The sequence below is a fragment of the Pseudomonas sp. BF-R-01 genome (genome assembly GCF_019946615.1).
Classification (GTDB): Bacteria; Pseudomonadota; Gammaproteobacteria; order Pseudomonadales; family Pseudomonadaceae; genus Aquipseudomonas; species Aquipseudomonas migulae.
The window spans coordinates 15,802-41,640 of the sequence record NZ_JAGYFX010000039.1; the positions used below are offsets into that span (position 1 = coordinate 15,802).

Below are 25,839 nucleotides of genomic sequence, written 5' to 3' on the forward strand. Positions count from 1 at the left end.
ATTCGGAGGGAGGCTATATGACGTTAGCCAATGGCCATCACTCCGTCCAATTCCCGCCCCCTCTGCTTTGGCGCTGCGCAGACGAATACTTAGGCGCTACTGTGTTGTGGGGCGTAAAAGTAGGGAGAATCCATTTCATGGCCAAAAGGAGGATCCGTGGTCGTCATGTCAGCCCTGCCACCCTCCTCCCAGCGCTTTGTACAAATCGATAGTTGCCGCTCGTTCGGCCAACTGATCACTGATCAACGCTTGTTGTGCAGCGAACAGCGTCCGTTGCGCGTCCAAAAGAGTCAAAGAGCTGTCGATACCTGTCAGGTAGCGACTTTCCGCCAGCCGATAGTATTTGGCACTCGCGCTGACCAGCCCTTGTTGCGCCTCAATCTGCTGTCCAAAGGTCTGCGTTGCAGCCAGTCCATCACTGACTTCCCTGAAGGCTGACTGGATCGCCTTTTCGTAACGCGCCACTTGTATGTCTTTCTCGACTTGAGTGACGTCCAGGCTGGCTTGCAAGCGGCCCGCATTGAAGATTGGCAGACTGATCGCGGGGAAAAAGCTCCAGACACCCGAACCTCCATTGAAGAGCCCTGACAGTTCTTCGCTCGAGGTGCCAGCATCCGCCGTCAGGCTGATTCGGGGAAAGAACGCAGCCCGGGCTGCGCCGATATCCGCATTGGCAGCCTTGAGCAATAACTCTGCTTCCACTATGTCGGGCCGACGGTTGAGCAGATCCGACGGCAATCCCACTGGCACCTCAGGTAAGGATTGTCGCTCCCAATCACCGCTCGACAGATCGGTGGGGAGTTCACCTCCAATCAACAACACCAACTGGTTTCGGTCTTCGGCAACCTGCCGACGATACCGGGCCATCGAGCCGCGAGCGCCTTGCACCAGGGTTTGTGCCTGGCTCAACGCCAAATCTGAAACGGTACCTACTTCAACGCTGCGACGTGTCAGCTGGTAGCTGTTTTCATAGGTGTCGAGGGTATCGCTGGTCAGTCGCTCCAGCGCTTGATCGGCCTGCAGAATGAGCCAGGCATTTGCAACGCTTGCCACCAGCCCGATACGGGCTGAACGCTGTGCTTGTTCACTGGCCAGGTAACGCTGCAATGCTGCTTGATCGAGGCTGCGCACACGGCCGAACAAATCCACCTCATAACTCACGTTCAGCCCGACAGAGTACTGACTCTCGATCGTGGCTTTATCACCGGATGCCAGATCTGCCGGAACTCGCTGACGACTACCACTGCCCGTCGTCGAGACGTCCGGCAACAGATCCGCGCGACGAATGCGATAGCGCGCCTGATAGGCCTCGACGTTCAACGTGGCAATCCTGATATCCCGGTTGTTGGCCAGTGCGGTCTCGATCAATCGATGCAAGGCCGGATCGGAAAAGAACTCGCGCCAATCGAGCGCTGCGGCACTCTCATCACGTGACACTGGCGCCAAGGGGTAAGTCGCCGCCACCGGTGCCTGAGGTTGCTGGTATTCCGGGATCAGAGAGCAACCACTGAACAACAACGAACTCAGGACCAGAAAACTGAATGGTTTGATCATGACATGACCTCTTCGTGAGCGACTGCGGCCAGAGCGACGGACGATCGACGTGCGAACAGTGACGACACCGACACATAAAAGAGTGGAACCCAGAAGATGGCCAGGACGGTGGCGGTCAGCATGCCGCCGATCACACCGGTGCCAATGGCATGCTGACTGCCAGAACCTGCACCGGTGGAGATAGCCAACGGCACAACCCCGAGGATGAACGCAAGCGAGGTCATGACAATGGGACGCAAACGAAGCCGCGCCGCCTCAATCGCCGCTTCGGCATAGCCCATGCCCTGCTCATGCAGTTCCTTGGCGAACTCCACGATCAGGATGGCGTTCTTCGCCGCCAGCCCGACTGTCGTCAGCAGGCCTACCTGAAAGAACACGTCGTTGGACAGGCCGCGCAAGGTGGTGGCAAGCAATGCCCCCACAACACCCAGCGGTACCACCAGCATCACGGCCAAGGGTATGGACCAGCTTTCGTAAAGGGCCGCGAGACAGAGGAACACCACAAGCAGCGAAAGCGCATACATGACAGGTGCTTGAGACCCGGAAAGCTTTTCTTCATACGACAAGCCCGTCCACGCCAGCGCGACACCAGGCGGCAACTGAGCAGCGATGGCCTGTGCTTCAGCCATGGCATCACCCGTGCTGTAACCCGGTGCCGGGCCACCCAGTATTTCCTCTGCCGGCACACCGTTGTAGCGCGCCAGTTTGGGAGAACCGAAGACCCACTCGCCGGAGGCAAAAGCGGAGAACGGCACCATCTTCCCGGCGGCGTTACGTACGTACCATTTGTCCAGATCTTCAGGGGACATGCGCGCGCTGGCCTGGCCCTGTACAAACACTTTTTTGACTCGGCCACGGTCAATGAAATCATTGACGTAGTTGCCGCCGAAGGCCACAGAGAGCGTGGTGTTGATGTCTGTTTGTGAAACGCCCTGCGCCCTCGCCCGCCGGTCATCGATCTTCAACCGATACTGGGGCTCATCGCTCAGGCCGTTGAGTCGAACCGCTGTCAGCACTTTGCTTTCGGAGGCCAGACGCAGGAACTGATTGCGCGCCTGCCCCAGGACTTCGTGACCGACGCCGGCCTGATCCTGCAGGAATAAATCAAAGCCCGAAGCGTTGCCCAACTCACGCACTGCTGGAGGCACCACGGCGAATACCATTGCATCGCGCATGCCTCTGTATTTCGCTTGAGCGCGCTTGGCCAACGCGAGCGCCGCATCTTCAGGACCGCGCTTTTCCCACGGCTTGAGCAGAACAAAAGCCATGCCCGAGCTTTGCCCACGCCCCGCGAAGTTGAATCCATTCACGGTAAACACGGCGTCTACAGCGTTAGCCTCTCCCCCCTGCTCAGGAGTGGCGAGCAAATACTGACGCACACTGTCGAGCACCTTTTGCGTGCGCTCAGCACTGGACCCGGCGGGGGTCTGCACTTGGGTAAAGATCACGCCTTGATCTTCATCGGGCAGAAACGCAGTGGGGATGCGGCTGAACAGCAAGACCATGCCAACGACGATCAACAGGTAGGCCAGGAATGCCGGCGCCTTGTGCCGCAACATCCCGGCGACACCACGCTCGTAGCGTTGCACGCCGCGATCAAACCCGCGATTGAAAGCACGGAAGAAGCCGAGACGTGCGAGCCCATGCGTCGGGTCATGGGGCTTGAGCATCGTGGCGCACAAGGCAGGCGTGAACACCAGCGCGGTGAGCACCGACAGGGCCATCGCCGACACGATGGTGAGGGAAAACTGACGGTAGATGACGCCGGTTGACCCGTCGAAAAATGCCATCGGCAACAGCACCGCCGACAACACCATGGCAATGCCCACGAGCGCGCCCTGGATTTGTTTCATCGAGCGAATCGTGGCTTCTTTCGCCGACAACCGCTCCTCACGCATGACACGCTCGACGTTCTCGACCACGACGATGGCGTCATCCACCAGCAGGCCGATGGCCAACACCATGCCGAACATCGACAAGGTGTTGATGGTGAAACCGGCGACCGCGAGGACACCGAACGTACCCAGCAGGACGACAGGAACGGTCAGCGTGGTGATGATGGTCGCGCGCAGGTTCTGCAGAAACAGCAGCATCACGAGGAACACCAACACGATCGCCTCACCCAGGGTATGGAACACACCATGGATCGAGTCGCGCACCACTGGCGTGGTGTCGTAGGGGTAGACCACTTTCATACCGCGAGGGAAAAACGGTTGCAGTTGGTTGAGGGTGTCGTGGATCGCCTTGGTGGTGTCCAGCGCGTTAGCCCCGGGAGCAAGCTTGATGGCGATGCCGGACGCCGGCATACCGTTGAACTGGGCGTTGACGCTGTAGGTTTCACCGCCCAATGCGACATAGGCCACATCGGCCAGACGCACTTCGGAGCCGTCAGGATTGACCTTGAGCTGGATGTCCTTGAACTCTTCTGCTGACTGCAAGCGGGTTTTGCCAATGATGGTGGCGTTGAGCTGTTGGCCCGGCAGTGCAGGCAGGCCGCCAATCTGACCGGAAGACACTTGCACGTTTTGGGCTTGAATCGCACTTTTCACATCGACGGGCGTCAGGCCGAAACTGACCAGCTTCGAAGGATCAAGCCAGATCCGCATGGAGTACTGCGCGCCGAACACCTGGAAGTCACCGACGCCGGAAGTGCGCGACAGCGGATCCTGCATGTTGGATACCACGTAGTTGGCCAGGTCCTCGCGGGACATGCTGCCGTCTTCGGAAACGACGCCAATCACAATCAGGAAGTTCTTGACCGCTTTTGTCACCCGGATCCCCTGCTGCTGCACTTCCTGCGGAAGCAAGGGCGTGGCCAGGTTGAGTTTGTTTTGCACCTGAACCTGAGCGATGTCGGGGTTCGTCCCTTGGTTGAACGTAACCGTGATCGCCATGGTGCCATCGGAGTTGCTTTCCGAACTGACGTAGCGAAGGTTGTCGATGCCGTTGAGCTGTTGCTCGATGACCTGGACCACGGTGTCCTGCACGGTCTGGGCCGATGCTCCTGGGTAGGTCACCTGAATCGAAATCGCTGGCGGAGCGATGTCAGGGTATTGGTTGACGGGCAGCTTGAGGATCGCCAGCCCGCCCGCCAGCATGACGATCAATGCGAGTACCCAGGCAAAAATGGGCCGATCGATAAAGAACCTGGACATGTTCAGTTCCCCCCAGCCACGGCACCGGCCAACACCGGTGCCACGTTTTGCGCGGCAGTCACGGAGACCTTCATGCCTGGCTTGACGAACTGCAGCCCTTCAGTGATCAAGCGATCGCCCGCTTCGAGGCCACGCTCCACCAGCCATTGGTTGCCCACTGTGCGATTGGCCGTCAGGGGACGCTGTTCAACGGTTCCATCAGCGCTGACCACCAGTGCGCTGGGATTACCCTTCAGGTCGCGGGTCACCCCTTGCTGCGGAGCAAGGATGGCGGCTTGTCGGACGCCGCTCTGAAGTTTTGCCCGCACAAACATGCCAGGGAGTAGCAGGTGCTCCGGGTTGGGAAACACGGCGCGCAGGGTCACCGAACCGGTGGAGGGGTCGACTGACACCTCAGAAAACTTCAAGCGCCCTGGCAGTCCATAGGCACTGCCATTTTCCAGCGCGAGGCTCACCACGGCGGCGTCCGCCCCCGCCGTCTCCAGACGCCCTTGCTTGAGATCATCACGCAGTTTGAGCAGGTTTGCAGATGACTCCGTGATATCGACATAGATGGGGTCGAGTTGCTGAATCGATGCCATGGCCGCTGCCTGGCCGTTGTTCACCAGCGCACCTTCGGTCACGCTGGAGCGGCCGATGCGGCCAGCAATCGGTGCGAGCACACGGGTGTAACGCAGGTTGATCTCGGCACGTTTGAGGTCAGCCTCCGCCGTCAGTTGTCGCGCCTGTGCATCCTCGAACTCTTGACGGCTCACCGCCTTTTCTCCGATCAGCTGTCGATAACGGTCTGCGAGGGAACGGGCCTGTTGAAACGATGCGCGGGCGCGGGCGACGTCTGCTTCGTACGGTGATGGATCAATGCGGTACAGCGGCTGTCCGGGTTTCACCTCACTGCCCTCGTCAAACAGACGCTGCTCGATGATACCGTCCACTTGCGGCCGCACTTCTGCAACGCGGAACGGTGCGGTACGCCCCGGTAGCTCGCTTTGCACTGTGTACGTTTGTGATTGAAGCGTCACGACACCAACCTGTGGCGGTGTGACAGCTTGTGCGGGGGCCTCTTGCTTGCAGCCAGCGAGCACGACCGCCAGCGCCAGAGCCGAGAGGATCAAGGGAACCGTCTGCAGGGGTTTCATGGGACATTCCTCATACTTTCGCCAGGCGATAGCGGGCCGTAGCCGGCCGAATCGGGGCGAGTTCCAATTGAAAAAATTTGTCAGTGGCGCGGAGTGGCGCGTTGACGACCGGGGTCAGTTGATGGGCATCACTTTACGAACCCGGGCACGCCGGGAGAATCGCTGCCCACTGCAAGGCTTCGTTGCGCATTCGGCAACGCTGCTGTTGCGCAAGCGCGCAATCAAGGCAGCACGCTGTGTGCCGCGATGGCATCGGCCGGTATTTCGATTCGACCAAAAGCGACGCGCAACGCCGTCTGGTCAAATGCACAGGACGTGCTTAGGGGGCGAGTATTTCCTTGAGAAACTCTATGAACACATTGATGCGGCTGGAACCACGATGATTGGGCAGATACAACGCATTTATGCAGGTGCTTGCACTGCCAGGGTTGACCTCATACTGCTCCAGCACGCGCGTTAGCCGACCTGCGCTGACATCGTCACGCACCAGCCAATCGGCCAACAGCGTCACCCCGCCACCGGCCAACGCCGCCTCGCGCAGAATGTCGGCGTTGTTGCTTTGCAACCGTCCCTGCACATTCAAGCGGATAACTTCTTCGTCGCCCTGAAAGGTCCAATTGTGGTGACCCGTGCGGTAATCAAAACGCAGACACTGATGCTCCAACAGGTCACGCGGGTGCCGGGGCAGCCCGGTACGCGTCAGGTATTCGGGACTTGCCACCACCCAACGCTGGAAATCACCGATTCGCTTGCTGACGATGTCATCACTGACAACCGATGAACCAAGACGCACGGACACATCGATTTGCTCGCTGAGCAGGTCACTGACCTCGTCGCTCAGCGAAAGGCTGATCTCCAGGCCAGGATGGCGCTCAAGCAACCGCCCCAGATGGGGAGCGATGATACGTCGGCCGAATTCCACCGGGACGCTGGCCCGTAATCGCCCCTGGGCTTCACTGCCGCGGTCGGTAACGACGGCATCGGCCTCGTCGATGGCCTCGAGGATCGCCACGGCTTTATCGAAATAGTTCTGGCCCGCCACCGTGACGCTGGTGTTGCGCGTGGTGCGGTTAAGCAGGCTGGCGCCTAACTCGCTTTCCAGTCCGGCTACCTGTCGCGTCACTGACGAAGTGGAGATGCCGAGCTTGCGCGCCGCTGCCGAATAACCACCACAGCGAACCGTTTCGACAAACATTTTGAGCGCCAGCAACTTATCCATGAACGGATTCCGAGATCGAAAAGTAAAGGTAACGACTGTGCATGACCAGGCGGTGGGCGTCTTGCATGGCTGTGCTCAATCGGTAGCGGGTTTGGGGTTGCGTGGCTTCTGACTACCTGCGCGGGCGCTCTTGCGGCGATTCCGCCAATCAACCGCGTCTATCGGATCAGACGTGGAGTCAGTCATTGCCACTCCTTTTTATCGAGCGATCAGTAAGCTCGCGACTATAGCAGAACGTTCATCACCACCAACGCTCCCCCCATGATTCCGATTGAGAACGAAGGTCAATTGAAGCCCCTTGCATTATTTCAATTTATCGATTGATAATCAAAACCCAAAAGTAATCGACTGATCAATAAAGGCATCTCGGCGCTCATCGCCCAACAAAAACAATAAAAAGGAGATTGACCATGCAATGTCCCTGCTGTCTCTCGAAGACCCGTCGCCAACTGCTAGGCATCATGGCAGCTACTGCGGGCGGCCTGCTGGTCACCCGTTTGGTACCCGCCTCGGCGGGGTCGATCAAGAGGGGTGCCGACATCCCGGTGAGATCGGTGGACATCCATGCGCATTACTATCCTGAAGAGTTCTTGCACCTCTTGGGCGGTGATGGCAAAGCTTTCGGTGGAAGCTATACCCGCCAGGAAAATTCATTCAGCTTCGCTACCCCGGCCGGCGGATTAGGGCCTTTGCCCCTGAAATTTATCGATGTGCAAGCGCGCTTGCTCGACATGGATCGCGCAGGCGTCGATGTTCAGGCGCTGTCCTTGAGCGTGCCGATGGTGTACTGGGCAGATCGTCAACTCAATGCTCGCCTGGCACGTGCCTGGAACGATGCCGCGTCAACTGTTCATCGCCAACACCCGCTGCGTTTTGTGGTGCTGGCGACGTTGCCGATGCTGGATGTGCACGACGCCATTATCGAGCTGGAGCGCACAGCCGAACTGCCCGGGGTGCGGGGCGTTTATATGGGCACCAATATCAACGGTCTGGACTTGGACGATCCACGCTTTGCACCAGTCTTTGCCCGCATTGAACAGCTGGGACTGCCAGTGTTCCTGCACCCGCAACAAACGGTTGGCGGCAGCCGCTTGAGTAACTATTACCTGAGCAACCTGCTAGGCAACCCGTTCGATACCGCTATCGCGGCTTCACACCTGATTCTCGGTGGAGTACTGGATCGCTACCCACAGCTGCATGTGTCATTGCCCCACGCCGGTGGAGCATTGCCAATACTCGTCGGGCGTCTCGACGCAGGCTGGAATTCACGTCCCGAGACCCGGCGTCTGGCTCAAAAGCCGAGCAGCTATTTGACGCGATTCAGCTACGACACCGTTTCACACTCCGGGCCGGTTCTGGACTATTTGATCGCCAATGTCGGTATCGACCATCTGGTACTGGGCAGCGACTACTGCTTCGACATGGGATACGAACAACCGGTGCGTTTTGTAGAAAGCGTAGGTCTGGGCCCCCGCGAAAAGGCTGCAGTGCTCGGTGGAAACGCGGCCAGAATCCTCGGACTCCGCGGATAACTTTAGCGAAACACTCAATTTCCCTTTGGCCGGTCTGACCGGCCTTTTTTTTTGCTCCGATTCAAGCCTTCATGACGAAGTGGACAAGTGAGCAATACCTGGCGCTTTGTCGATCATGCAACTTATCAGTCACTTGTTGTCAGGCACGTTGGTGACACATCAATTGTGGTAATTACCGGTATTTGAATTGGGTATTTTTATAAACTAACGCTCGACATCACAATCAACTCCAGAAGCACACAAAGAGTTCCTTCTTAAACAACCTCTGGAAATCACCCTCATGAAATACGCAATGCTCGCCTCACTCATGATGTTCAGCGTTTACGCTTCCGCCCAAAGCGCTTCCAACGTCAAGGTCGCCACTCCTGAACCTGAGCACTACAACTACTCCGAACACATGGATATCGCCAAAGTCATCAACATCACTACCGCCGAGGACACAAATAACGCTTGCGGCCCGGTGGATGCGCACATGGTGTATGTGGATCACAAGGGCGCAACGCACGACCTGCAATACAAGATATTCGGTAGCGCTTGCCTGAATGGTTAATGCCTTAAAACATGCAGATGCCAAAAAGAGGAGAAAGCTTCGAGCTGAAGCTTTCTCCTCTTTTTATATTCCAGACTGGAAATACGGCAACAACACCCCGCCTGTAAACGAACTTTATCCAGTTAAAGCTGCTGAATCAGGATCAGTTGATGCCCATGATCCGGTCACCCATGCTCACCCCCCAATCCGCCATACGCTTGCCTTCTGCAAGTTGCAGTTGCTGCCAGACCAGCAAGCCTTTATCGATGTCGCCAATGTCGTCGATCGCTTGAGCCAGGGACAGTGCATTGCGGGCTGCCTTGGCCGTGCTGCCGGCCGTATGAGGACGCGGCACAAAAGCGGCATCGCCAGTCAGCAACACGCGACCAAACACCATTTGGGGGACTTTCAGATCAAGGATCGCTTGAACGAAAATATCCTTGGTCTGGCGAATCAGTTCACGAAAAGCCGGGTTGGCATGCTGCTCACCCATGTCCCGCAGGTAAGCATCCTGCTGAGCGGCCAAGGCTCCCGGTGGAATCGAGTGGCTACGCCGATGACCATTGTTATCAGTAAGCACAGCATCTAATGCTGCGCCTTGGGCAGCTTTCAAATACCAGAGCCAGTTGAACCGTCGCTCGCCAGGATTAACCGAGCCATTCAAGCCCGGCACCATGTATTCCAACATCAACGATTCAGGGTCTTGTTGAAAGACAAAGTCTTCGTAAAGCTGCGCTTTGGCGAAGTCTGGAAGTCCGTCTTCATCAACCAGACCACGCCAGACTACATACCCCGAATAGGTATATTGCGCCCCAGGCAACACCAGACTTCGCACGGTTGAACCCGCACCATCGGCACCAATCAGCAGGTCTCCCTCAGCACTGCTGCCATCTGCAAAATTCGCAGTCACTCGTTGCTCATTTTGAGTCAGATCAACCAGCGTCTTTCCACGGTGATAGTGCTCGGCAGGAAAGGCAGAGAACAAAGAGTTGTAGAGCGTGTTCCAGGACGTCTGAGTTTGCGGCATCGGCTCTTTATGCACGACGGTGCCAGCTCGATTCAAATACAGACGATCATGGGAGCGGACCCCAAGTGCATTGGCAGGTTTGATTCCGGCATAGCGAAAATGCTGAAGAACATCTGCTTGCAGAACAATGCCTCCACCACGGCTATCCATCGCCGCGGGGGATCGCTCGAAAATATCGACGTGCCAGCCAATCGCACGCAACGCCGTGGCGGCGAACAGTCCTCCCAGGGAACCACCAATGACCAAGGCCTTCGGAACGTCTGAACTCTTCATTACCTCTCTCCTCGTAGCAGGGTGATTCCCACAGCCTCTGGATTCGACGTTGCGTTATGCCAACACCGGATAGTCGATGTACCCCTTGGCGTCGCCGCCAAAAAAACTGTTGCCGTCCGCCGGGTTGAGTTCGGTACGGCCACGCAAACGCGCTGGCAAGTCGGGGTTGGCAATGAACGGGCGACCAAAAGCGATGAGGTCGGCACGCCCCTGCGCGATGGCCTGCTCGGCCGTTTCGCCGGTGTAACCACCCGCCAGCATCAGAACGCCATGGAAGTCAGTACGCAGCTGCTTGATGATGGCGTCCCAGCGGGGATCGTTACTTTCGTCGAGCACCGTGCCGACCATCATCGGTTCTACCAGGTGCAGGTAAGCGAGTTTCCAGTGATTGAGCCGGGATGCGATGTAGCCAAAGGTCTGTTCCGGAGTGTCATCGCCCATGCCCATGAAACGCCCCATCGGTGTCAGGCGCACAGCAACGCGTTCGGCGCCTATTTCTTCGGTCACGGCTTGCACGACTTCGAGCAATAGCCGCGCGCGGTTTTCGATACTTCCACCGTAGCGATCGCTACGCTGATTGCTGGCGCTGTTGATAAATTGGTCAAGCAGATAACCATTGCCTGCGTGAATCTCCACACCGTCCATACCGGCAAGAAGTGCATTGCGAGCGGCCTTGCGGAAGTCGACAACGATCGCTTCAATGCCTGGAATGTCCAGTTCCTGAGGAACCGGCACATCACCCCAGACCCCCTCGCCCTTTTCATTCAGGATGAACGTCTTGCCGGGGACCGGCTGCGCGGTCGGTGCCACCGGCAGGCCGCCGTCAGGTTGAAATACCGGGTGCGACACCCGCCCCACATGCCAGAGCTGCAGGAAGATGCGCCCGCCTTCTGCGTGCACGGCTTCGCTGACAGCTTTCCAGCCCTGAATCTGCTCGTCGCTATGGATGCCGGGCGTCCAGGCGTAACCCTGCCCCTGCTGCGAAATCTGCGTAGCCTCGGTGATGATCAACGCGGCACTGGCACGCTGACGGTAGTACTCGACGTTCATCGAGGTCGGTACGTTGCCAGGCTGGCCCGCACGGGAGCGAGTCAAAGGGGCCATGGCGACGCGGTGATCAAGGGTGAGCAGGCCGAGTTTGATCGGGCTGAACAAGTGATGAGTCATGATGATTTCCTGAATGAATAGGGATTGAAAAAACGGCTTAAGCCGCCTGGCTTCGTCTTAGTATCTGGATCATTACTTCGATGGGCTGAGCACCACTGATCACGTCGTCTGCGATCTGAATACTCGGTACCGAGCGCACACCGGAGGCCTTGGTTATGGCCTCCAGCTTCAGGACTTCAGCGGTGCCTTCCTCGGTGTTGAGGAAGTCGACAACTGCCCCCCGGTCCAGCCCCGTTTCGGCAGCGATGTCGGCCAGCACATTGAGGTCGCCGATATCCCGCCCCTCGCTGAAGTACGCCTTGAAAATGGCCTTGATCAGGAGGGAAGCGTCTCTACCCGCCAGTTGCTCTCGCCATACCAGCCGATGCCCTGCCAAGGTGTTGGGGGTTTTTTCGACTCGTTGGTAATCGAACTCCAGACCGACAGCCTTGCCGGCGTGGGTCACCTGTGCGTCCATGGCCTGGCTACGCGCCCAGCTGCCGAACTTGCCAGAGCGGTAGGCTTTACGATCCATGCCCTGAACAGGCATGTCCGGGTTCAACTGATAAGGCAGGAACGTAATGTGGCCGTCAGCTGAATAATCCGAAGCGGCAAGCGCGCGTTCGAGATTTTCTTCACCGATCCAGCACCATGGGCAGATGAAGTCGTAAGTCACCTGAATCTTGGATGAGTGCAAACTCATGGCAGTCTCCGTGGTTGAGTGTTTTCACACCCCCACGGTAGGCGCCCGGTCCCCGCCAGAGAATCCACCTTCTGCACAACGTTGCGTTTCGCAAAACGCAAAGGTGGGGCGATCAGCCCACGAGCTGACATTCCGGTTCGAGTAACTCGGTGAGGAAATCAATGAACGTATTGATACGTTTCGAGCCGCGGTGGTTGGGCAGGTACAGGGCCGAGATCGCCGAACTTGCGCTGTCCGGATTGACGACAAAAGCGTCGAACAAGGACGTCAATCGACCACTGTCGATATCATCATTGACCAGCCAATCGGGCAAAAGCGCCACCCCGCTACCGGCCAGTACCACGTCACGCAAAACCTCGGCATTGTTGCTCTTGAACTGCCCGTCGACGGGCACGCGAATCGCTTGTCCCTTGCCTGTAAATGTCCAGACCTGCTGCGGTGCACCGTAGTTGAAGCACATGCACTCGTATCGCATGAGGTCCATGGGTTGGTCAGGAAGTCCGCGAGCATTCAGGTACTCGGCACTGGCGACCACCCGGCGTCGAAAGCTGCCGATGCGGCGACTGACCACAGCTTCCATCGCCGCCGGCGACCCCATCCGGATCGATAGATCGATGCTTTCGCCGAGCAGATCGACGATGTCGTCAGATAACGTCATATCCAGCATGAGCATTGGGTAACGCTCTAAAAGCGTGGAGATATGAGGGGCGATGAGGCGGTGTCCAAACGCCACGGGAACCGAAATACGCAGCTGCCCTGCGGGCACTTCACCACGATCCGAGACCGACTCGTCAGCCTCCGCCATGGCATTCAGAATATCCCGGCCTTTCAAGTAATAAGCACTCCCGGCATCCGTCAACGTGACTTGCCGGGTAGAGCGATTAAGCAGCACGGTACCGAGGTCACCCTCAAGCCTGTCGATCATTCTGGTCACTGAAGAAGTCGCCAGATTGAGTTGTCTGGCGGCCGCCGAAAAGCCCTTGGAATCTACCGACTGGATGAACATTTTCAGTGCGAGCAGCTTGTCCATGAAACTCCTTCAATGCCATCGGTACATTCCTTGAGGATCCATCTTTGGACAAGCGCGCAAGTGGCGCGAGTTAACGGTTGTTAATTCTGACGTCGTTGCGCTGGGCGCAATGTAGCGTTGCGCCTTGATGGGGTACTCCATCACAACCGCCCTCTCTAAGCTCACGCCACAGAAAGTCGCCGTACGCCAATCGCACGCGGCGGATTGAAAAATCTGTCGTTAACTGAGCTCGAGAGGTAAGGCGATGAAGCGCAAGACGATCATCGGTGCCGTTCTGGCAATCGGCATCGTGGGGATAGGGTTTGCATTCTGGATGATGTGGAGGCCGGAAATCGCCACTGTCAGCCCGCCCAAAAATGCAGATCACGAGACCCTGGACAGAGGCCGACGCGTCGTCGAAGCGGGCGATTGTGCGGTCTGCCACACACGACCTGGCGGCGCTTACATGGCGGGAGGATTGCCGCTGGTAACGCCCTTCGGAACACTCTTCACCACCAACATAACCCCAGACCGGGAAACCGGTATCGGCCAGTGGTCGCTGGACGCCTTTGAACGGGCCATGCGTGAAGGCATCGCGCGCGACGGCCATTTTCTCTATCCGGCATTCCCCTACGTGCATTACCGAAAGATGAGCGATGCAGATATTGCGGATGCCTATGCCTTCCTGATGAGCGTGGACCCGGTCAACTACACCGCACCGGAAAACCATATGGTCTTTCCCATGAATTTCCGTCCGCTGGTGTCTTTCTGGAACCTGCTGTTCCTGCATGGGGATCCACTGGAACCACTTCCCGGGCAAACAGCGCAATGGAACCGTGGACGCTATCTGGTCGAGGGCGCGGGACACTGTTCATCCTGCCACTCGCCCCTGAATTTGATTGGCGGGGAGAAAAGCAGCGAGCTGTTCAACGGCGGTATCGTCGACGGCTGGACGGCCCCTGCCCTGCGCGCAATGGCCTCTGCGCAACATCCCTGGAATGAAGCCCAACTGGTCGCCTACCTGACCGGCGAGGTCGCCGAAGGACACGGCGCAGCAGCGGGCCCGATGTTGCCGGTCAGCCTGAGCATCGCGCAGATGCCGGAGGAAGATGCCCATGCCATCGCGCAGTACATTCTTGACCTCAAAAAAACCTCAACGGATGCGACGTTGCCGCCCTGTACCACTGAGGCCAAGCCCAGTGCCAAGGCGCTTCTGGGCGCCTCGTTATTCGAAGGTGCCTGCGCGAGCTGCCACGGCACCGCCGCCCCGATGCGCGCCATTGAGTCGAGGCCCGCTCTGGCAAGCACTTCGGCAGTAACGGCGGACTCACCACGCAATTTAATCCAAACCATCCTGCAAGGCATCCCGATGTCCAGTGCCGCCCCCAGCCACTACATGCCGGCCTTTGCACACAACCTCGACGATAGCCATCTGGCCGCCATTGCCGAGTATTTGCGCACCGAAAGCTGCGCGACCAGACCCTGGACGGACCTGGAAAAAACTATCAAGAGCATTCGGGCTCAGGAGCAGCAACCGTGATCACACTCGACATCAACGGCAAGACTCATGTACTGGACATTGCGCAAGACATGCCGCTGCTTTATGCCTTGCGCAACCAGGTGGGGCTCAATGGTGCCAAGTACGGCTGCGGCCTGGGTCAGTGCGGCGCCTGCACGGTTTTAGTAGACGACAAACCGGTGTTTTCATGCCTGACACCGTGCGGCGCGCTGGCGGGAAAATCTGTGCGCACCGTGGAGAGCCTGGGCAGCGCCGACCAACCGGGGCCGTTGCAGAAGGCCTTTATCGACGAACAGGCGGCCCAGTGCGGTTATTGCATCGCGGGGATGATCGTACGGGCGCAGGCTTTGTTGGAGGCCAACCCTCGTCCGGATGATGAAACGATCCGTCGCCACATGGCACCCAACCTGTGTCGCTGCGGCACCCATGTGCGGATCCTCGCCGCTATCAAGTCGGTCATCGCGCAGGGAGCCAAGGTATGAAAACCTCGACGCAAAACGTCAATCTGAGCCGCCGTGCGTTCGTGATCAATGGTGCGTTGGTGATGGGGTTCGCGATGCTTCCGGGCATTCCGCGCGCCTTCGCCGACACCGAAGTGGACACCTTGGGCACGCAAATCCTGGCACCTGACCTGCCGGGCAGCCTGCGGGCCACGCCCTATCTGGACGCCTGGATCCGCATTGACGCAAAAGATGGCATCACCGTCTACACCGGCAAAGTGGAGCTGGGTACCGGCGTCAAAACGGCGCTCCTGCAGATCGCCGCCGAGCGCCTGGAAGTGTCGCCCGGGCTCATCCGTTTTCTCACCGCCGACACCGCGCTGACACCCAATGAAGGCTATACCGCCGGCAGCCATACAATCGTCGACAGCGGCACTGCGCTTTTCAACGCCGCGGCCCAGGTGCGTCAGCTATTACTCGAATCTGCGGCACGGCAATGGCAGCAGAAAGTCGACAGCCTGAGCACGCGGGACGCCGTGATCTACGATGCGCAAGGTCGCAGCATGACCTACGTGCAAGCGGTTGTCGGGGTTCAACTGCATCGCTTCGCATCGGCCAGCTCGCCCTTCAAGCCAGCCAGCAGCTTCACCCTGATCGGCACATCATTGCCTCGACTGGACATTCCAGCCAAGGTCAGCGGCGGTGCGGCTTATGTGCAAGACATGCGTCTGCCCGACATGCTGCATGCCCGTGTGATACGCCCACCCCGGCGCGGCAGTCAGCTGCTGGACATCGATGAGGCGGCCCTCAAAAAACTCCCCGGAGTGGTGAAACTGGTCCGCAACGGCAGTTACCTCGCCGTGGTCGCCACCGATGAATGGCTGGCAGTCAAAGCGATGCGCGAAGGCTACGCCTCTGCCCGCTGGACAGAAGGTAATCCGCTGCCCGACTCAACACATATCCATCAACTCCTCACCGAGTTGCCATCGCGACGCTACCCGGTGAGCGCCAAGGGCAACCTCGCGCAACCTGCGCCACGGGCCTACAAGGCACGGGTGACCAAGCAATACCTCATGCACTGCTCCATCGGGCCGTCGTGTGCAATGGCTTGGTTTCAGGACGGAACACTGACCGTCTGGACCCACACTCAAGGCGTCTACCCTCTGCGCATGGGCATCGCCGAGATGGTCGGCCTGCCGGTGGCACAGGTGCGTTGCATCCACGCCGAAGGCTCCGGTTGCTACGGCCACAACGGCGCGGATGACGCCGCAGCCGATGCCGCGCTGATCGCCATGGCCATACCCGGCAAGCCGATACGGGTGCAATGGATGCGCGAGCAGGAAAATCTTTGGGAGCCCTACAGCTCGGCAATGCTTGCCGAAGTGGAAGCAGGACTGGACGACGGCGGGCGCCTTCGGGACTGGAAATACGAACTCTGGAGCACTCCGCACAACGAACGTATCGTCAATGCCGGGCGCTTGTTACCGGCGTGGCTGTTGGCCAGGCCCTTCACCCCAGCCCCTTCGATCCCTATTGCCCAGCCCGAGGGTGACGGCGACCGTAACTCGGTTCCGTTGTACGAGATACCCAACCTGCAGGTCGATCTGAACTTCGTTCTGAGCATGCCGTTCAGGACCTCGGCCATGCGTTCGCTCGGCGCCCATATCAACGTGTTCGCCATCGAGAGCACTGTCGATGAACTGGCAGCGCAGGCCGCCGTGGACCCGGTGCAATTTCGCCTCAATCACTTGAGCGATCCACGAGCACGGGCGGTGGTGGAACGTGTGGCCAGCAGCTTCGGTTGGCCGCAAAAGGCAACTGGCCCCGGCAGCGGAATCGGCTTCGCCTTCGCTCGCTATAAAAACATCATGGGTTACTGCGCCATCGCCGTGCAGCTGCATGTGCAACGACAGACCGGGCAAGTGACGATTGATCGGGTGGTGGCCGCCGTCGATGTGGGGCAAATAGTCAGCCCCGATGGGCTACTCAATCAGGTCCAGGGTGGCATTGTTCAGTCCGCCAGCTGGACGCTCTATGAACGAATCCTCTATGACGCCAGCGGCATGCATAGCTTCGACTGGAGCGGCTATCCGATCATGCGTTTTCCTGAGTTGCCGAAACAGGTCGAGGTGCACATGATTGATCAGCCCGGCCAGCCATTCCTCGGCGCGGCGGAAATCGTCCAGGGCCCCATGGCCGCGGCGCTGGGCAACGCCATCAGTGATGCCATCGGCAAGCGCTTGCTGGATCTGCCGTTGGCGCGACGTGGTTGGCAGGATGCTCTGGGATCATGAACGCCCCCTGTTCAGAATAAAAAAGGGCGGTGAAGGATCACTTGCACCGCCCTACCCCAACTAAGGGAAACGTTACTCTACTTAAAAACATGCCGTTGGAAGAGAACGACATGTACACGCAACACTCGTTAAAGCGCTGCCTGTCAGTTACAGCGGCCAGTCACAACAGGACTGACTCACCGTATTGTTTCCGCCACAAACTATCGCCTGCGTTTAAAAATCAAAACAATGCCAATTGATAATTTATAATCACGCGATTCTCGTCTTGTTGGCGGGTGTTCGGGATATTATTCCGCACCATTGCATTTTTCCACATGACACCCAAGCCTTTGAAGGGGCCTGACTGTACGACATAGGCGAGCGTAATATCACGTTCCCATTCGCTGGAATTGCTAGATGCGACAGTATTGATATCATTACCTTTAACATACACAACACCTGCCGTCGCACCAGGCAGACCCAGTTTTGCGAAGTCAAAAGAGTAACGGGCTTGCCACGACTTCTCGCCAGCACGAACAAACTTCTGAACCTGCATTTCCGTGATGGTGTAGGTGGTGGGGCCGTCCCCCTGGTTTAAATAAGGGAAGTCACTTTTCCCATCACTGACCTCATAGCCTGCTCCGAAAGTGTGACCCGCAACCGCGTAGGTAAACAACCCACTGTACAAATCGTTATCGACTTTTCCTTTCAGCGTGTTACCGCCGTAGTAGCCCGTCGTAAAATACGCAGGATCATGGCCGTTTGCACCATCATCCTTGCTATTAAAGTATCGAACATCACTGGTCAGCACACCAGGTCCGATTGCCCAGTTGTGAATCAGGCCAAGAAAATTCTGCTTATAAAAATCTTTGAGATTGCCGTAGTAGTACTGCAAGGTTAAATCTTTAGTCAGCTTGTAATCGCCACCGGCGTAAATGAATTTATTACTGAAGCGGCCAGTGACCGTATTATTGGCGCCTGCAATGGACATATTTTCATTGTTGCTGGAGTTGCGCCCCTTCACCTCTTCAATTTGCCCGCCGATCAAGGTCAGGTCTTTGATGTCGGCCGAAGAAACCTGGGTTCCTTGCCAGGTTTGAGGCAACAAACGCCCGTCATTGCTGAAGATCACCGGCAGTTTTGGGACCAGAGTTCCAAGCTTCAGTTCGGTCTTGGATATTTTCATTTTCCCGGTCAGCCCCAAGTTGGAGAAATCGTCAACCGCATGGTCGCCGTCACTTGGAAATACCACGCCACCGTAGTTCGTACCCGTCGGATTGCCATGTTTACCGGCGCTTGAATCCAGCCTGACGCCCAGCATGCCCAGCGCATCAACACCAAAACCTACAGGCCCCGGGGTATAACCCGAGATGAATTCGAGTTGAAAGGCTTGCCCCCACTCCGCTTGATAACTCTGGTTGGCTGCTTTCTGAGCGGGTGTTGCCGAGTCTCGGTAATCGCTATTGATATAGAAGTTACGCAGTTTAATCGCTGCCTTACTATCATCGACAAAACCAGCCGCATGGGCTTGCTGCGCCAATACACACATGGCTGCCGCCACAACAAAAGTACACTTCATTTATTTTCACCCAAGTTTAAATTGTTATTTTTGTATGAACTATTAAGCGACTTTCCAGACATAGGTATTCCGACAGCTTATGGTGCGCGAGAAGCACACAGCCAAACCATAGTTCGCTTATTAAAAATCAACTTCTCGCGACCAGCGTTGCAGGAGCTACACTTTCATGCAGAAACTTGTAGTTATTTAATGTAGACAGCCATCACCTGGCTTAATCAGCTTTAAGTTGCGCTTTCCATGTTGCCGGCGTACCCAACTCCGTATCGACCAACTGATTTTCGAATCGACTGCGTTCAACTACGGCGCTGGCGGAACGATCAGTAATGGAGAACCAGAAAATACCGATAAATGCGACAGCCATTGAGAACAGGGCCGGGTATTCATACGGAAACCAGGCTTGCTGATGATGGAGAATCTTGACCCAAACAGTAGGACTGAGAATGCACAGGGTAATTGCAGACACCAGCCCCAACGATCCGCCAATCACGGCGCCACGCGTCGTTAAGCCCTTCCAGTAAATCGACAACAACAGCACTGGAAAATTGGAACTTGCGGCGATGGAGAACGTTAAGCTCACAATAAATGCGATGTTCTGTTTCTCGAAAGCAATCGCCAGCAGAATCGACAACACACCCAGCACGATGGTTGTAACACGAGAGACGCGCATTTCTTCACGGTCGCTTGCGGTACCACGGCGCAAGGCATGTGCATAAAGATCATGAGAAACGGCAGACGAGCCTGCAAGGGTCAACCCTGCCACTACTGCCAATATTGTCGAGAACGATACCGCACACATAAACCCGAGGAAGACATTGCCGCCGACGTTATGTGCGAGGTGAATCGCAACCATATTAACGCCACCCAATATTCCACCTGACGCATCATGATAGGCGGGATTGCTGGCAACCAGGGCGATGGTGCCGAAACCGATGATGACGATCAGTGCGTACCCTATGCCGACAAGACCGGTGGCATAAAGAATACTTTGGCGCGCAGCCTTGACGTTACCGACGGTGAAGAACCGCATGAGAATATGTGGAAGACCTGCCGTACCGAAGACTAATGCCAGCCCCAGGGAAATCGCAGATACCGGGTCAGTAATCAGCCCTCCTGGACTCATGATTGCTACATGGGATGGATGCACTTGGGTAGCTTGAGTGAACAGCTGGTTCAGGCTGAATCCGAATTCGGACAAGACCATGAAAGCCATGAAGACACAGCCAGTCAGCAGTAAGACTGCCTTGATGATCTGAATCCAGGTGGTTGCCAGCATCCCGCCAAAGAAAACATAGATGACCATTAGCGTACCGACGAGAAGCACAGCTGCGGTGTAATCGAAACCGAACAGCAACTCCACCAGCTTTCCAGCGCCTACCAGCTGAGAAACCAGATAAAGCAGAACGATCACGATCGAACTGGACGCCGCAAACGCTCGTATGGGTCGTTGTTTCAGGCGATAGGACAGTACGTCCGCCAGCGTGTAGCGACCTAGATTGCGTAATGGTTCGGCAATCAGAAACAGAATGATCGGCCAGCTTGCAAGGAAACCGATTGAGTAAATCAGTCCATCAAAACCGCTGGTAAAAACCAACGCGGAGATACCCAGCAAAGACGCCGCGGACATATAGTCTCCGGCGATGGCCCAACCATTTTGGAAGCCGGTAATTTTTCCGCCTGCGGCATAGTGATCGGCAACGCTATTGTTTTTACGTGCGGCCCATCGTGTGACAAACAGAGTAAAAATAACAAACGCTAGAAACATGCCGATGGCAATGGGGTTATGTTTGTGGACTGTGCTCGGAGCGTCGGCAGCGTATACCGCTACCGACGCCAGGATGGCTGAGACTGCAATAAGTAGACGCTTCATTTGTTGAAGCTCCTGATGATTGTTTTTATTTTAGGGTCGTAGCAGGTATTAGTTCGCCATACGTAGACAGCAACGAGAAGAATCGTGAAGGCGAGCATTCCAAAGCCAATTGGAACGCCCCATGTCATCGGTTGCCCTTCGATAATAGGTGTACCCAAACGGACCGGTATAAAGGCTAGAGAAAGAATAAATCCGAAATAAACTGCCAACATCAGGGCAGTCATACTCCACGAAAATATCCGTCGCTGTTTTACCAAAGCACGAAACTCCGGATTTTCGAGAATCGGGTTTTGAATAGCGTTATCAACCTGTTCAGCGGACAGGGCCGAGCCACCGTCTTGCGGATATGCATGTTCCATGGTTGTCTCCTGCAAAGGGCTTTTGGCTGTATTAAAACTTCACGGGCACCGCTGTCTCGCGCATTACGGCTTCCGGGGTTCGGTACAACTCAGCCATTTCGCGCTCTTCCTCGCTTTTCAGTTGCGCCTGCATATACGCACCCAAATGCCTGGCATGCTGAACAATCGACGCCCCGAAACGACAGCGTTGCTCGCTATAGTCCGCCAGTGCCTCTTCGACGGATGCATGTCGCTCAAGTGCTTCGACGATTGCCAACGCATCACCGGCGGCCTTGGTAACACCCATTCCGCAATGGGGACGCGCCACAAATGCCGCGTCGCCGAGCAAAGCGACACGCCCGAAATTCATCTTCGGTACTTCCAGGTCGTAAATTGGCTGGAATAACGGTTGTGCGGCTTTCTTTACGACTTCGGCGAACTGCGGGGCAAGTAATGTCTCTGCGGACTGGTACATAGTGTCGAGCACATCACGGCGTATCAGCGCCGGAGGAATTCCACCTTCGAATTGTTTCCCGCTTTCGTCCCTCAACAAATCGCGCAAATCGTCGTCGTCACTGGTGCGGTACCACACGAAGTTATAACGGCGTTCGCCTACAAGAGTGCTGTTGGAGTGCCCGGCAACTGGGTACCCCAGGATCTGCTCGTGTGGCGGCAAACAAAAAGCGAATTTATCGAATAGCGCTGCGTGGGCAGAGTCCGATAGCGCACTTTCATCGACTAACCCACGCCATGCGATATATCCAGCGTATTGCAGGTGTACGTCAGGTAAAAAATGCTGGCGGATTGTCGACCGAAATCCATCAGCGGCAATAATGACGTCCGCTTGATGAGTTGTGCCATCGGCCAACGTGACGCTGGCATGCGTGTCAGTGCTTTCAACCGAGATGACGCTACCACCGCTGCGGTAAAGCGAGTCCGGAAATGCGGCGCGAAGAACCTGGTACATTTTCCCCCACGCGGTCAACGTCTGTGGGAGCGCGTTTTCAAGTACCACATCGCCATCCTGGGCCAACGTGACACGCGAAAGCACATTGATACCGACAGATGCATCGAGGGGAATTCCCGCAGCGGCCATCGCCTCGAACAATTCAGGGTGGGTAACGATCCCGGCGCCTCGTCCAGCGAGTTCATCCGGAACACGCTCGAAAACCTCAACATCCCAACCTTTGCGTAACAGCATATTTGCTGCAAACAGACCACCCAACGAACCGCCCACGACAATAGCGCGGGGTTTATTCAACGTATTGATCATGGCCGTTCTCCCGCAGTGGCAGCTACATGGGAGGCGTAAGAACCAACCGCTTCAATCTCGGAGGCTGGAAAATTGAGCTCGATGGTGACACCTGACGGATCTTCGATGAAAACCTGATGCAGGCCGAGGCTCGGAACGGTGCGATCACGCCAGGTAATGCCTTCGGCCTTGAAGACGCTCCAGAATGCAACCAGGCCAGTGACCAGAAAGGCAATGTGGTCAACGGTTCCAGTGCCTGTCAGCGGGATTTCTTTATCGCCGAGGTAGTTCTTCAGACCTTCGGGGTTGGAAGGGTCAATCCCGATAATGTGGACCGTGCCAAAGTCCTCCTCATCTCCTCCCATGTACAACCAAACGCCAGGAAAATCGAACGGCGGCCGATAGCCAGGGGTAAAACCGAGCACCCTTTCATAAAATCGGCTGGACTTCTCCAGGTCGAACGACCGGATCGAGTAATGAGCGAGCTTCAGGACTTGCATGGTGCCTCCAACGTTTTTTGTATTTATTTATCACTCGATAAACAATACGTCCTGACAAAATTGAAGTAAATAGCCGATGGGTCAAATTTTTGAGGGCTGGCCTGGACCACTTCATGGCGACGCAAAGGGGAAGCGGGTTTCAAGCGTTGGGAAAGGGCTTTTCAGGGCAAAATGACAAGCGTACGCCCCCTACCACCTGATCAGCTGAAGGCTGAAACAGGTGATGAGTGGTCGACAAAAAAGAGAGGCAAAGCAAAAGATCAGCGGGCGGGTAAAGCAGAAAAACCAACTCAAATTGAAGCCGGTCAATTCAAGCTAGGCTTCTCGCCGAGGTCGTTATCGACTTGTTGCAATACGTGGGGACTGCCGTTAAGGAATGCATCGACCATCTGCTCGATCAACGCATCAATGTCCTCCGTTACTGGAAGATCGTAAATCCATTTGCGCACGCCGATATAGAAAATGCTTGCATGCAAACTCCAGATCAATTCCAGCTCTTTGTCATTGATCGTTTCACCTGAGGAGGGTGCCAATCCATGAGCATGGCGAATCTCTGCGATGACAGGAATGAAGACTCGCTCACGCAATTTGGCGAGATACCGATCGTTGATACCTTCACGTGTCAGCCCGGCGAAAACGAAGATACGAATCCATTCCCGCCGCAGAATCACCCCTGCGTATGAGGTATAGAAACGAACCAGACGAGACTGGAGGGGTTCCGAGCGATCCTTGATCATCGCTTCCCACGAGGAATCCCACTGGTACACCTCGTCGTACACGCGATCTATCAGCGCCTCTTTGCTAGGGAAATATCGATAGAGTAAAGGCTGGGTAACATCAAGTTGTCGCGCCAGCTCACGGGTGCTCCCCGAGAATCCGCACGTCGCAAAATGCTCGATGGCTTTCTGCACAATCTGCTTTTCCCTGACCTCTGGCGAAAGGCGTCGAGTCGTCGATTTGACGAGGCTTGCGGAGTCTTTTGACTTGCCTGGCTCGTTCTCGTCCACATTTTTTGAGTCTTGCATAACGCCTCACTAGAGCTTCATTCAGGCATCATACAAAACAAAAGAATGTGCTGGCTATGAACCACACCTATTTGGCCAGGCGGCTTTCAATATCCGTCTTGAACAATGTGGGTCGACTTAAATAATGCCCCATGGCCAACACTTCCATCTCACCATCGACTTCCAGCGCAAATGCTGGAAAGCCACGCGCATTCAGGGCTTCCAGCATCCCGTTGCTGCGCTCAAGATGATCCTGCAATGAGTCTGCGGTGACCGAATCAAAAGCCGCCATGAACGTATCTGATTCAAAGCCAAGCTCGCCGGCAATGTCGGCAATCACCCCACGGTCAGCAATGGCCCGTCCCTCCTGGTAGTACGCGACTTGCAAACGCTTGAGCATTTCAATGCCGCGTCCTGACAGCTGTTGAGCCGTCATCATGGCTGCAATGGGCGGTGAAGAGTCCAGGTAAACGTTTTCATGGTCGAGTACGCCCTGGACGTAAGCGTCTGCGAAGGTTTGTTTGCTGAACGCGGTAATCCGAGCTTCGTGAGGACGAACAAAATCGCGCCACTCACCCGACACAAACTTGCTTTTGTCTCCCGATAACATGCCTACACCATGAGCCTGAATTTCCAGGCCAGGAATCGTGGTGGCCGCCGTGATCATTGGTGCCGCTCCATAGCACCAGCCACAGAACGGATCGTAGACGTAATGCAATGTTGCGGCGCTCATTCAAGCCTCCCGGATCTGCTGTATCTACACAGCGAAAGTGGTCCATTACGTCGAAATCCAACGCTTTAAATTAAGCAACGGTAACGAGATCAGCTCACTGGCAAGCCCTCAGGCCCGAGCAACTCGCTGATGAAATCGATAAATGCATTGACGCGCCTGGAGCCGCGATGATTGGGAAGATACAGCGCAGAGATAACCGAACTCGCGTCGTTCGGATTGACAACAAAAGACTCGAACAATGACGTCAGGTGACCGCTACCAATATCATCGTTGACGAGCCAATCAGGTAAAAGAGCCACCCCTCCGCCCGCCAGCGCAACCTCGCGCAAAACCTCCGCATTGTTGCTTTTAAAGCGGCCTTCAATAGGTACTCGAGTCTTCTCACCGGACTTTAAGAAACTCCAAACCTGTTGCTTTTGGCCATAACTAAAGCGCATACATTCGTGCTGCATGAGGTCCATAGGATGTTCGGGGAAACCATGCACATTCAGGTACTCGGAACTGGCAACCACCCTACGACTGAAATGACCGACAGGACGACTGACTACACCGTCCATTGCTGCTGCGGAGCCCAACCGGATCGATAGATCGACGCGCTCACCCAACAACTCAACAATGTCGTCAGAAAGCGTCATGTCCAACACGAGTTGCGGGTAACGCTTCAAAAGCGCGGCGATATGCGGCGCAATCAGACGACGTCCCAGTGCCACGGGTACGGAAATACGAAGATGCCCTGCCGGGACTTCCCCACGGTCAGTGACCGAGGCATCCGCTTCGGCTACAGCGTTCAACACCTCCCGCGCTTTCAAGTAGTAGGCGGCCCCGGCATCTGACAATGAGATTTGCCGCGTGGAACGGTTAAGCAGGACAGCGCCCAGCTCAGCCTCAAGCCCGTCGATCATCCGGGTCACGGAAGACGTCGCCAGGCCCAACTGTCGAGCGGCAGAAGAAAAGCCCTTCGAATCCACAGCCTGGACGAACATTTTCAATGCGAGCAACTTGTCCATGACACTCCTCGACTATCCCCGTTCTCATCTTGGGCATTGCGCGT

Annotated in this window: 21 protein-coding genes; 5 read left to right on the forward strand and 16 right to left on the reverse strand. The window is 56.4% G+C overall.

Annotation, left to right across the window (positions count from 1 at the left end; genetic code table 11):
- Positions 1-168 precede the first annotated feature (168 nt).
- The 4 genes from KGB27_RS16110 to KGB27_RS16125 all read right to left on the reverse strand — a co-directional run bounded on the left by KGB27_RS16110 (position 169) and on the right by KGB27_RS16125 (position 7,064).
- On the reverse strand, positions 169-1,554 hold the full coding sequence (locus KGB27_RS16110; RefSeq protein ID WP_223555272.1) for an efflux transporter outer membrane subunit: 1,386 nt from the start codon (positions 1,552-1,554) through the stop codon (positions 169-171).
- Positions 1,551-4,709 carry an efflux RND transporter permease subunit gene (locus KGB27_RS16115; protein ID WP_223555274.1) on the reverse strand — a complete coding sequence of 1,053 codons (3,159 nt, stop codon included), beginning with the start codon at positions 4,707-4,709 and terminating at the stop codon, positions 1,551-1,553. The genes KGB27_RS16110 and KGB27_RS16115 overlap by 4 nt, the downstream gene beginning before the upstream one ends.
- 2 nt (positions 4,710-4,711) lie before the next feature.
- Positions 4,712-5,845: an efflux RND transporter periplasmic adaptor subunit gene (locus KGB27_RS16120; RefSeq protein ID WP_192226428.1), complete on the reverse strand. Its 1,134-nt coding sequence runs from the start codon at positions 5,843-5,845 to the stop codon at positions 4,712-4,714.
- Between the two features lie 319 nt (positions 5,846-6,164).
- Complete coding sequence (locus KGB27_RS16125; RefSeq protein WP_008037473.1) at positions 6,165-7,064, reverse strand: LysR family transcriptional regulator; 900 nt, start codon at positions 7,062-7,064, stop codon at positions 6,165-6,167.
- A gap of 410 nt (positions 7,065-7,474) precedes the next feature.
- On the opposite strand from KGB27_RS16125, the gene KGB27_RS16130 reads away from it, so the two are divergent.
- Together KGB27_RS16130 and KGB27_RS16135 are read left to right on the forward strand one after the other, a co-directional pair.
- Positions 7,475-8,596: an amidohydrolase family protein gene (locus KGB27_RS16130; protein ID WP_223555277.1), complete on the forward strand. Its 1,122-nt coding sequence runs from the start codon at positions 7,475-7,477 to the stop codon at positions 8,594-8,596.
- A 292-nt stretch (positions 8,597-8,888) separates the two neighbouring features.
- On the forward strand, positions 8,889-9,146 hold the full coding sequence (locus tag KGB27_RS16135; protein ID WP_223434853.1) for a DUF2790 domain-containing protein: 258 nt from the start codon (positions 8,889-8,891) through the stop codon (positions 9,144-9,146).
- A gap of 142 nt (positions 9,147-9,288) precedes the next feature.
- On the opposite strand, the gene KGB27_RS16140 is transcribed toward KGB27_RS16135, so the two are convergent.
- From KGB27_RS16140 to KGB27_RS16155, 4 genes are all read right to left on the reverse strand, one after another.
- The gene (locus KGB27_RS16140) at positions 9,289-10,425 is read right to left on the reverse strand and encodes an FAD binding domain-containing protein (RefSeq protein WP_223555279.1); all 1,137 of its coding nucleotides are present in this window, start codon (positions 10,423-10,425) and stop codon (positions 9,289-9,291) included.
- A gap of 54 nt (positions 10,426-10,479) precedes the next feature.
- Positions 10,480-11,592, reverse strand: a complete 1,113-nt coding sequence (locus KGB27_RS16145; protein WP_223555281.1) for an alkene reductase — start codon at positions 11,590-11,592, stop codon at positions 10,480-10,482.
- A gap of 37 nt (positions 11,593-11,629) precedes the next feature.
- Positions 11,630-12,274: a DsbA family oxidoreductase gene (locus KGB27_RS16150; RefSeq protein ID WP_223451209.1), complete on the reverse strand. Its 645-nt coding sequence runs from the start codon at positions 12,272-12,274 to the stop codon at positions 11,630-11,632.
- A 112-nt stretch (positions 12,275-12,386) separates the two neighbouring features.
- Positions 12,387-13,304, reverse strand: a complete 918-nt coding sequence (locus KGB27_RS16155) for a LysR family transcriptional regulator (RefSeq protein ID WP_223555283.1) — start codon at positions 13,302-13,304, stop codon at positions 12,387-12,389.
- Between the two features lie 244 nt (positions 13,305-13,548).
- Between KGB27_RS16155 and KGB27_RS16160 the strand changes: the two genes are divergently transcribed.
- The 3 genes from KGB27_RS16160 to KGB27_RS16170 are packed head-to-tail and all read left to right on the forward strand — an operon-like array spanning position 13,549 to position 17,536.
- Positions 13,549-14,823, forward strand: coding sequence for a c-type cytochrome (locus KGB27_RS16160; protein WP_223555285.1), 1,275 nt, complete (start codon positions 13,549-13,551; stop codon positions 14,821-14,823).
- Positions 14,820-15,284 carry a (2Fe-2S)-binding protein gene (locus tag KGB27_RS16165; RefSeq protein WP_207286473.1) on the forward strand — a complete coding sequence of 155 codons (465 nt, stop codon included), beginning with the start codon at positions 14,820-14,822 and terminating at the stop codon, positions 15,282-15,284. Before KGB27_RS16160 ends, KGB27_RS16165 begins: the two co-directional genes overlap by 4 nt.
- Positions 15,281-17,536, forward strand: a complete 2,256-nt coding sequence (locus KGB27_RS16170; RefSeq protein ID WP_223555288.1) for a xanthine dehydrogenase family protein molybdopterin-binding subunit — start codon at positions 15,281-15,283, stop codon at positions 17,534-17,536. The genes KGB27_RS16165 and KGB27_RS16170 overlap by 4 nt, the downstream gene beginning before the upstream one ends.
- Before the next feature lie 220 nt (positions 17,537-17,756).
- On the opposite strand, the gene KGB27_RS16175 is transcribed toward KGB27_RS16170, so the two are convergent.
- The 8 genes from KGB27_RS16175 to KGB27_RS16210 form a co-directional block, all read right to left on the reverse strand.
- Positions 17,757-19,094, reverse strand: a complete 1,338-nt coding sequence (locus KGB27_RS16175) for an OprD family porin (protein ID WP_223555290.1) — start codon at positions 19,092-19,094, stop codon at positions 17,757-17,759.
- Between the two features lie 211 nt (positions 19,095-19,305).
- Positions 19,306-20,961: a cation acetate symporter gene (locus KGB27_RS16180; protein WP_008037510.1), complete on the reverse strand. Its 1,656-nt coding sequence runs from the start codon at positions 20,959-20,961 to the stop codon at positions 19,306-19,308.
- Positions 20,958-21,320 (reverse strand): DUF485 domain-containing protein, encoded by a 363-nt coding sequence (locus KGB27_RS16185; protein ID WP_223555292.1) that lies wholly within the window; start codon positions 21,318-21,320, stop codon positions 20,958-20,960. Before KGB27_RS16185 ends, KGB27_RS16180 begins: the two co-directional genes overlap by 4 nt.
- 31 nt (positions 21,321-21,351) lie before the next feature.
- A complete protein-coding gene (locus tag KGB27_RS16190) occupies positions 21,352-22,572 on the reverse strand; it encodes an FAD binding domain-containing protein (protein WP_223480152.1) in 1,221 nt (406 codons plus the stop codon).
- The gene (locus KGB27_RS16195; protein ID WP_223555294.1) at positions 22,569-23,051 is read right to left on the reverse strand and encodes a VOC family protein; all 483 of its coding nucleotides are present in this window, start codon (positions 23,049-23,051) and stop codon (positions 22,569-22,571) included. The genes KGB27_RS16190 and KGB27_RS16195 overlap by 4 nt, the downstream gene beginning before the upstream one ends.
- Positions 23,052-23,356: 305 nt before the next feature.
- Positions 23,357-24,076, reverse strand: a complete 720-nt coding sequence (locus KGB27_RS16200) for a TetR/AcrR family transcriptional regulator (protein WP_223555296.1) — start codon at positions 24,074-24,076, stop codon at positions 23,357-23,359.
- Between the two features lie 67 nt (positions 24,077-24,143).
- Positions 24,144-24,788, reverse strand: a complete 645-nt coding sequence (locus KGB27_RS16205; RefSeq protein ID WP_223555298.1) for a DsbA family protein — start codon at positions 24,786-24,788, stop codon at positions 24,144-24,146.
- 89 nt (positions 24,789-24,877) lie between these two features.
- On the reverse strand, positions 24,878-25,795 hold the full coding sequence (locus KGB27_RS16210; RefSeq protein WP_223451191.1) for a LysR family transcriptional regulator: 918 nt from the start codon (positions 25,793-25,795) through the stop codon (positions 24,878-24,880).
- Positions 25,796-25,839: the final 44 nt, after the last annotated feature.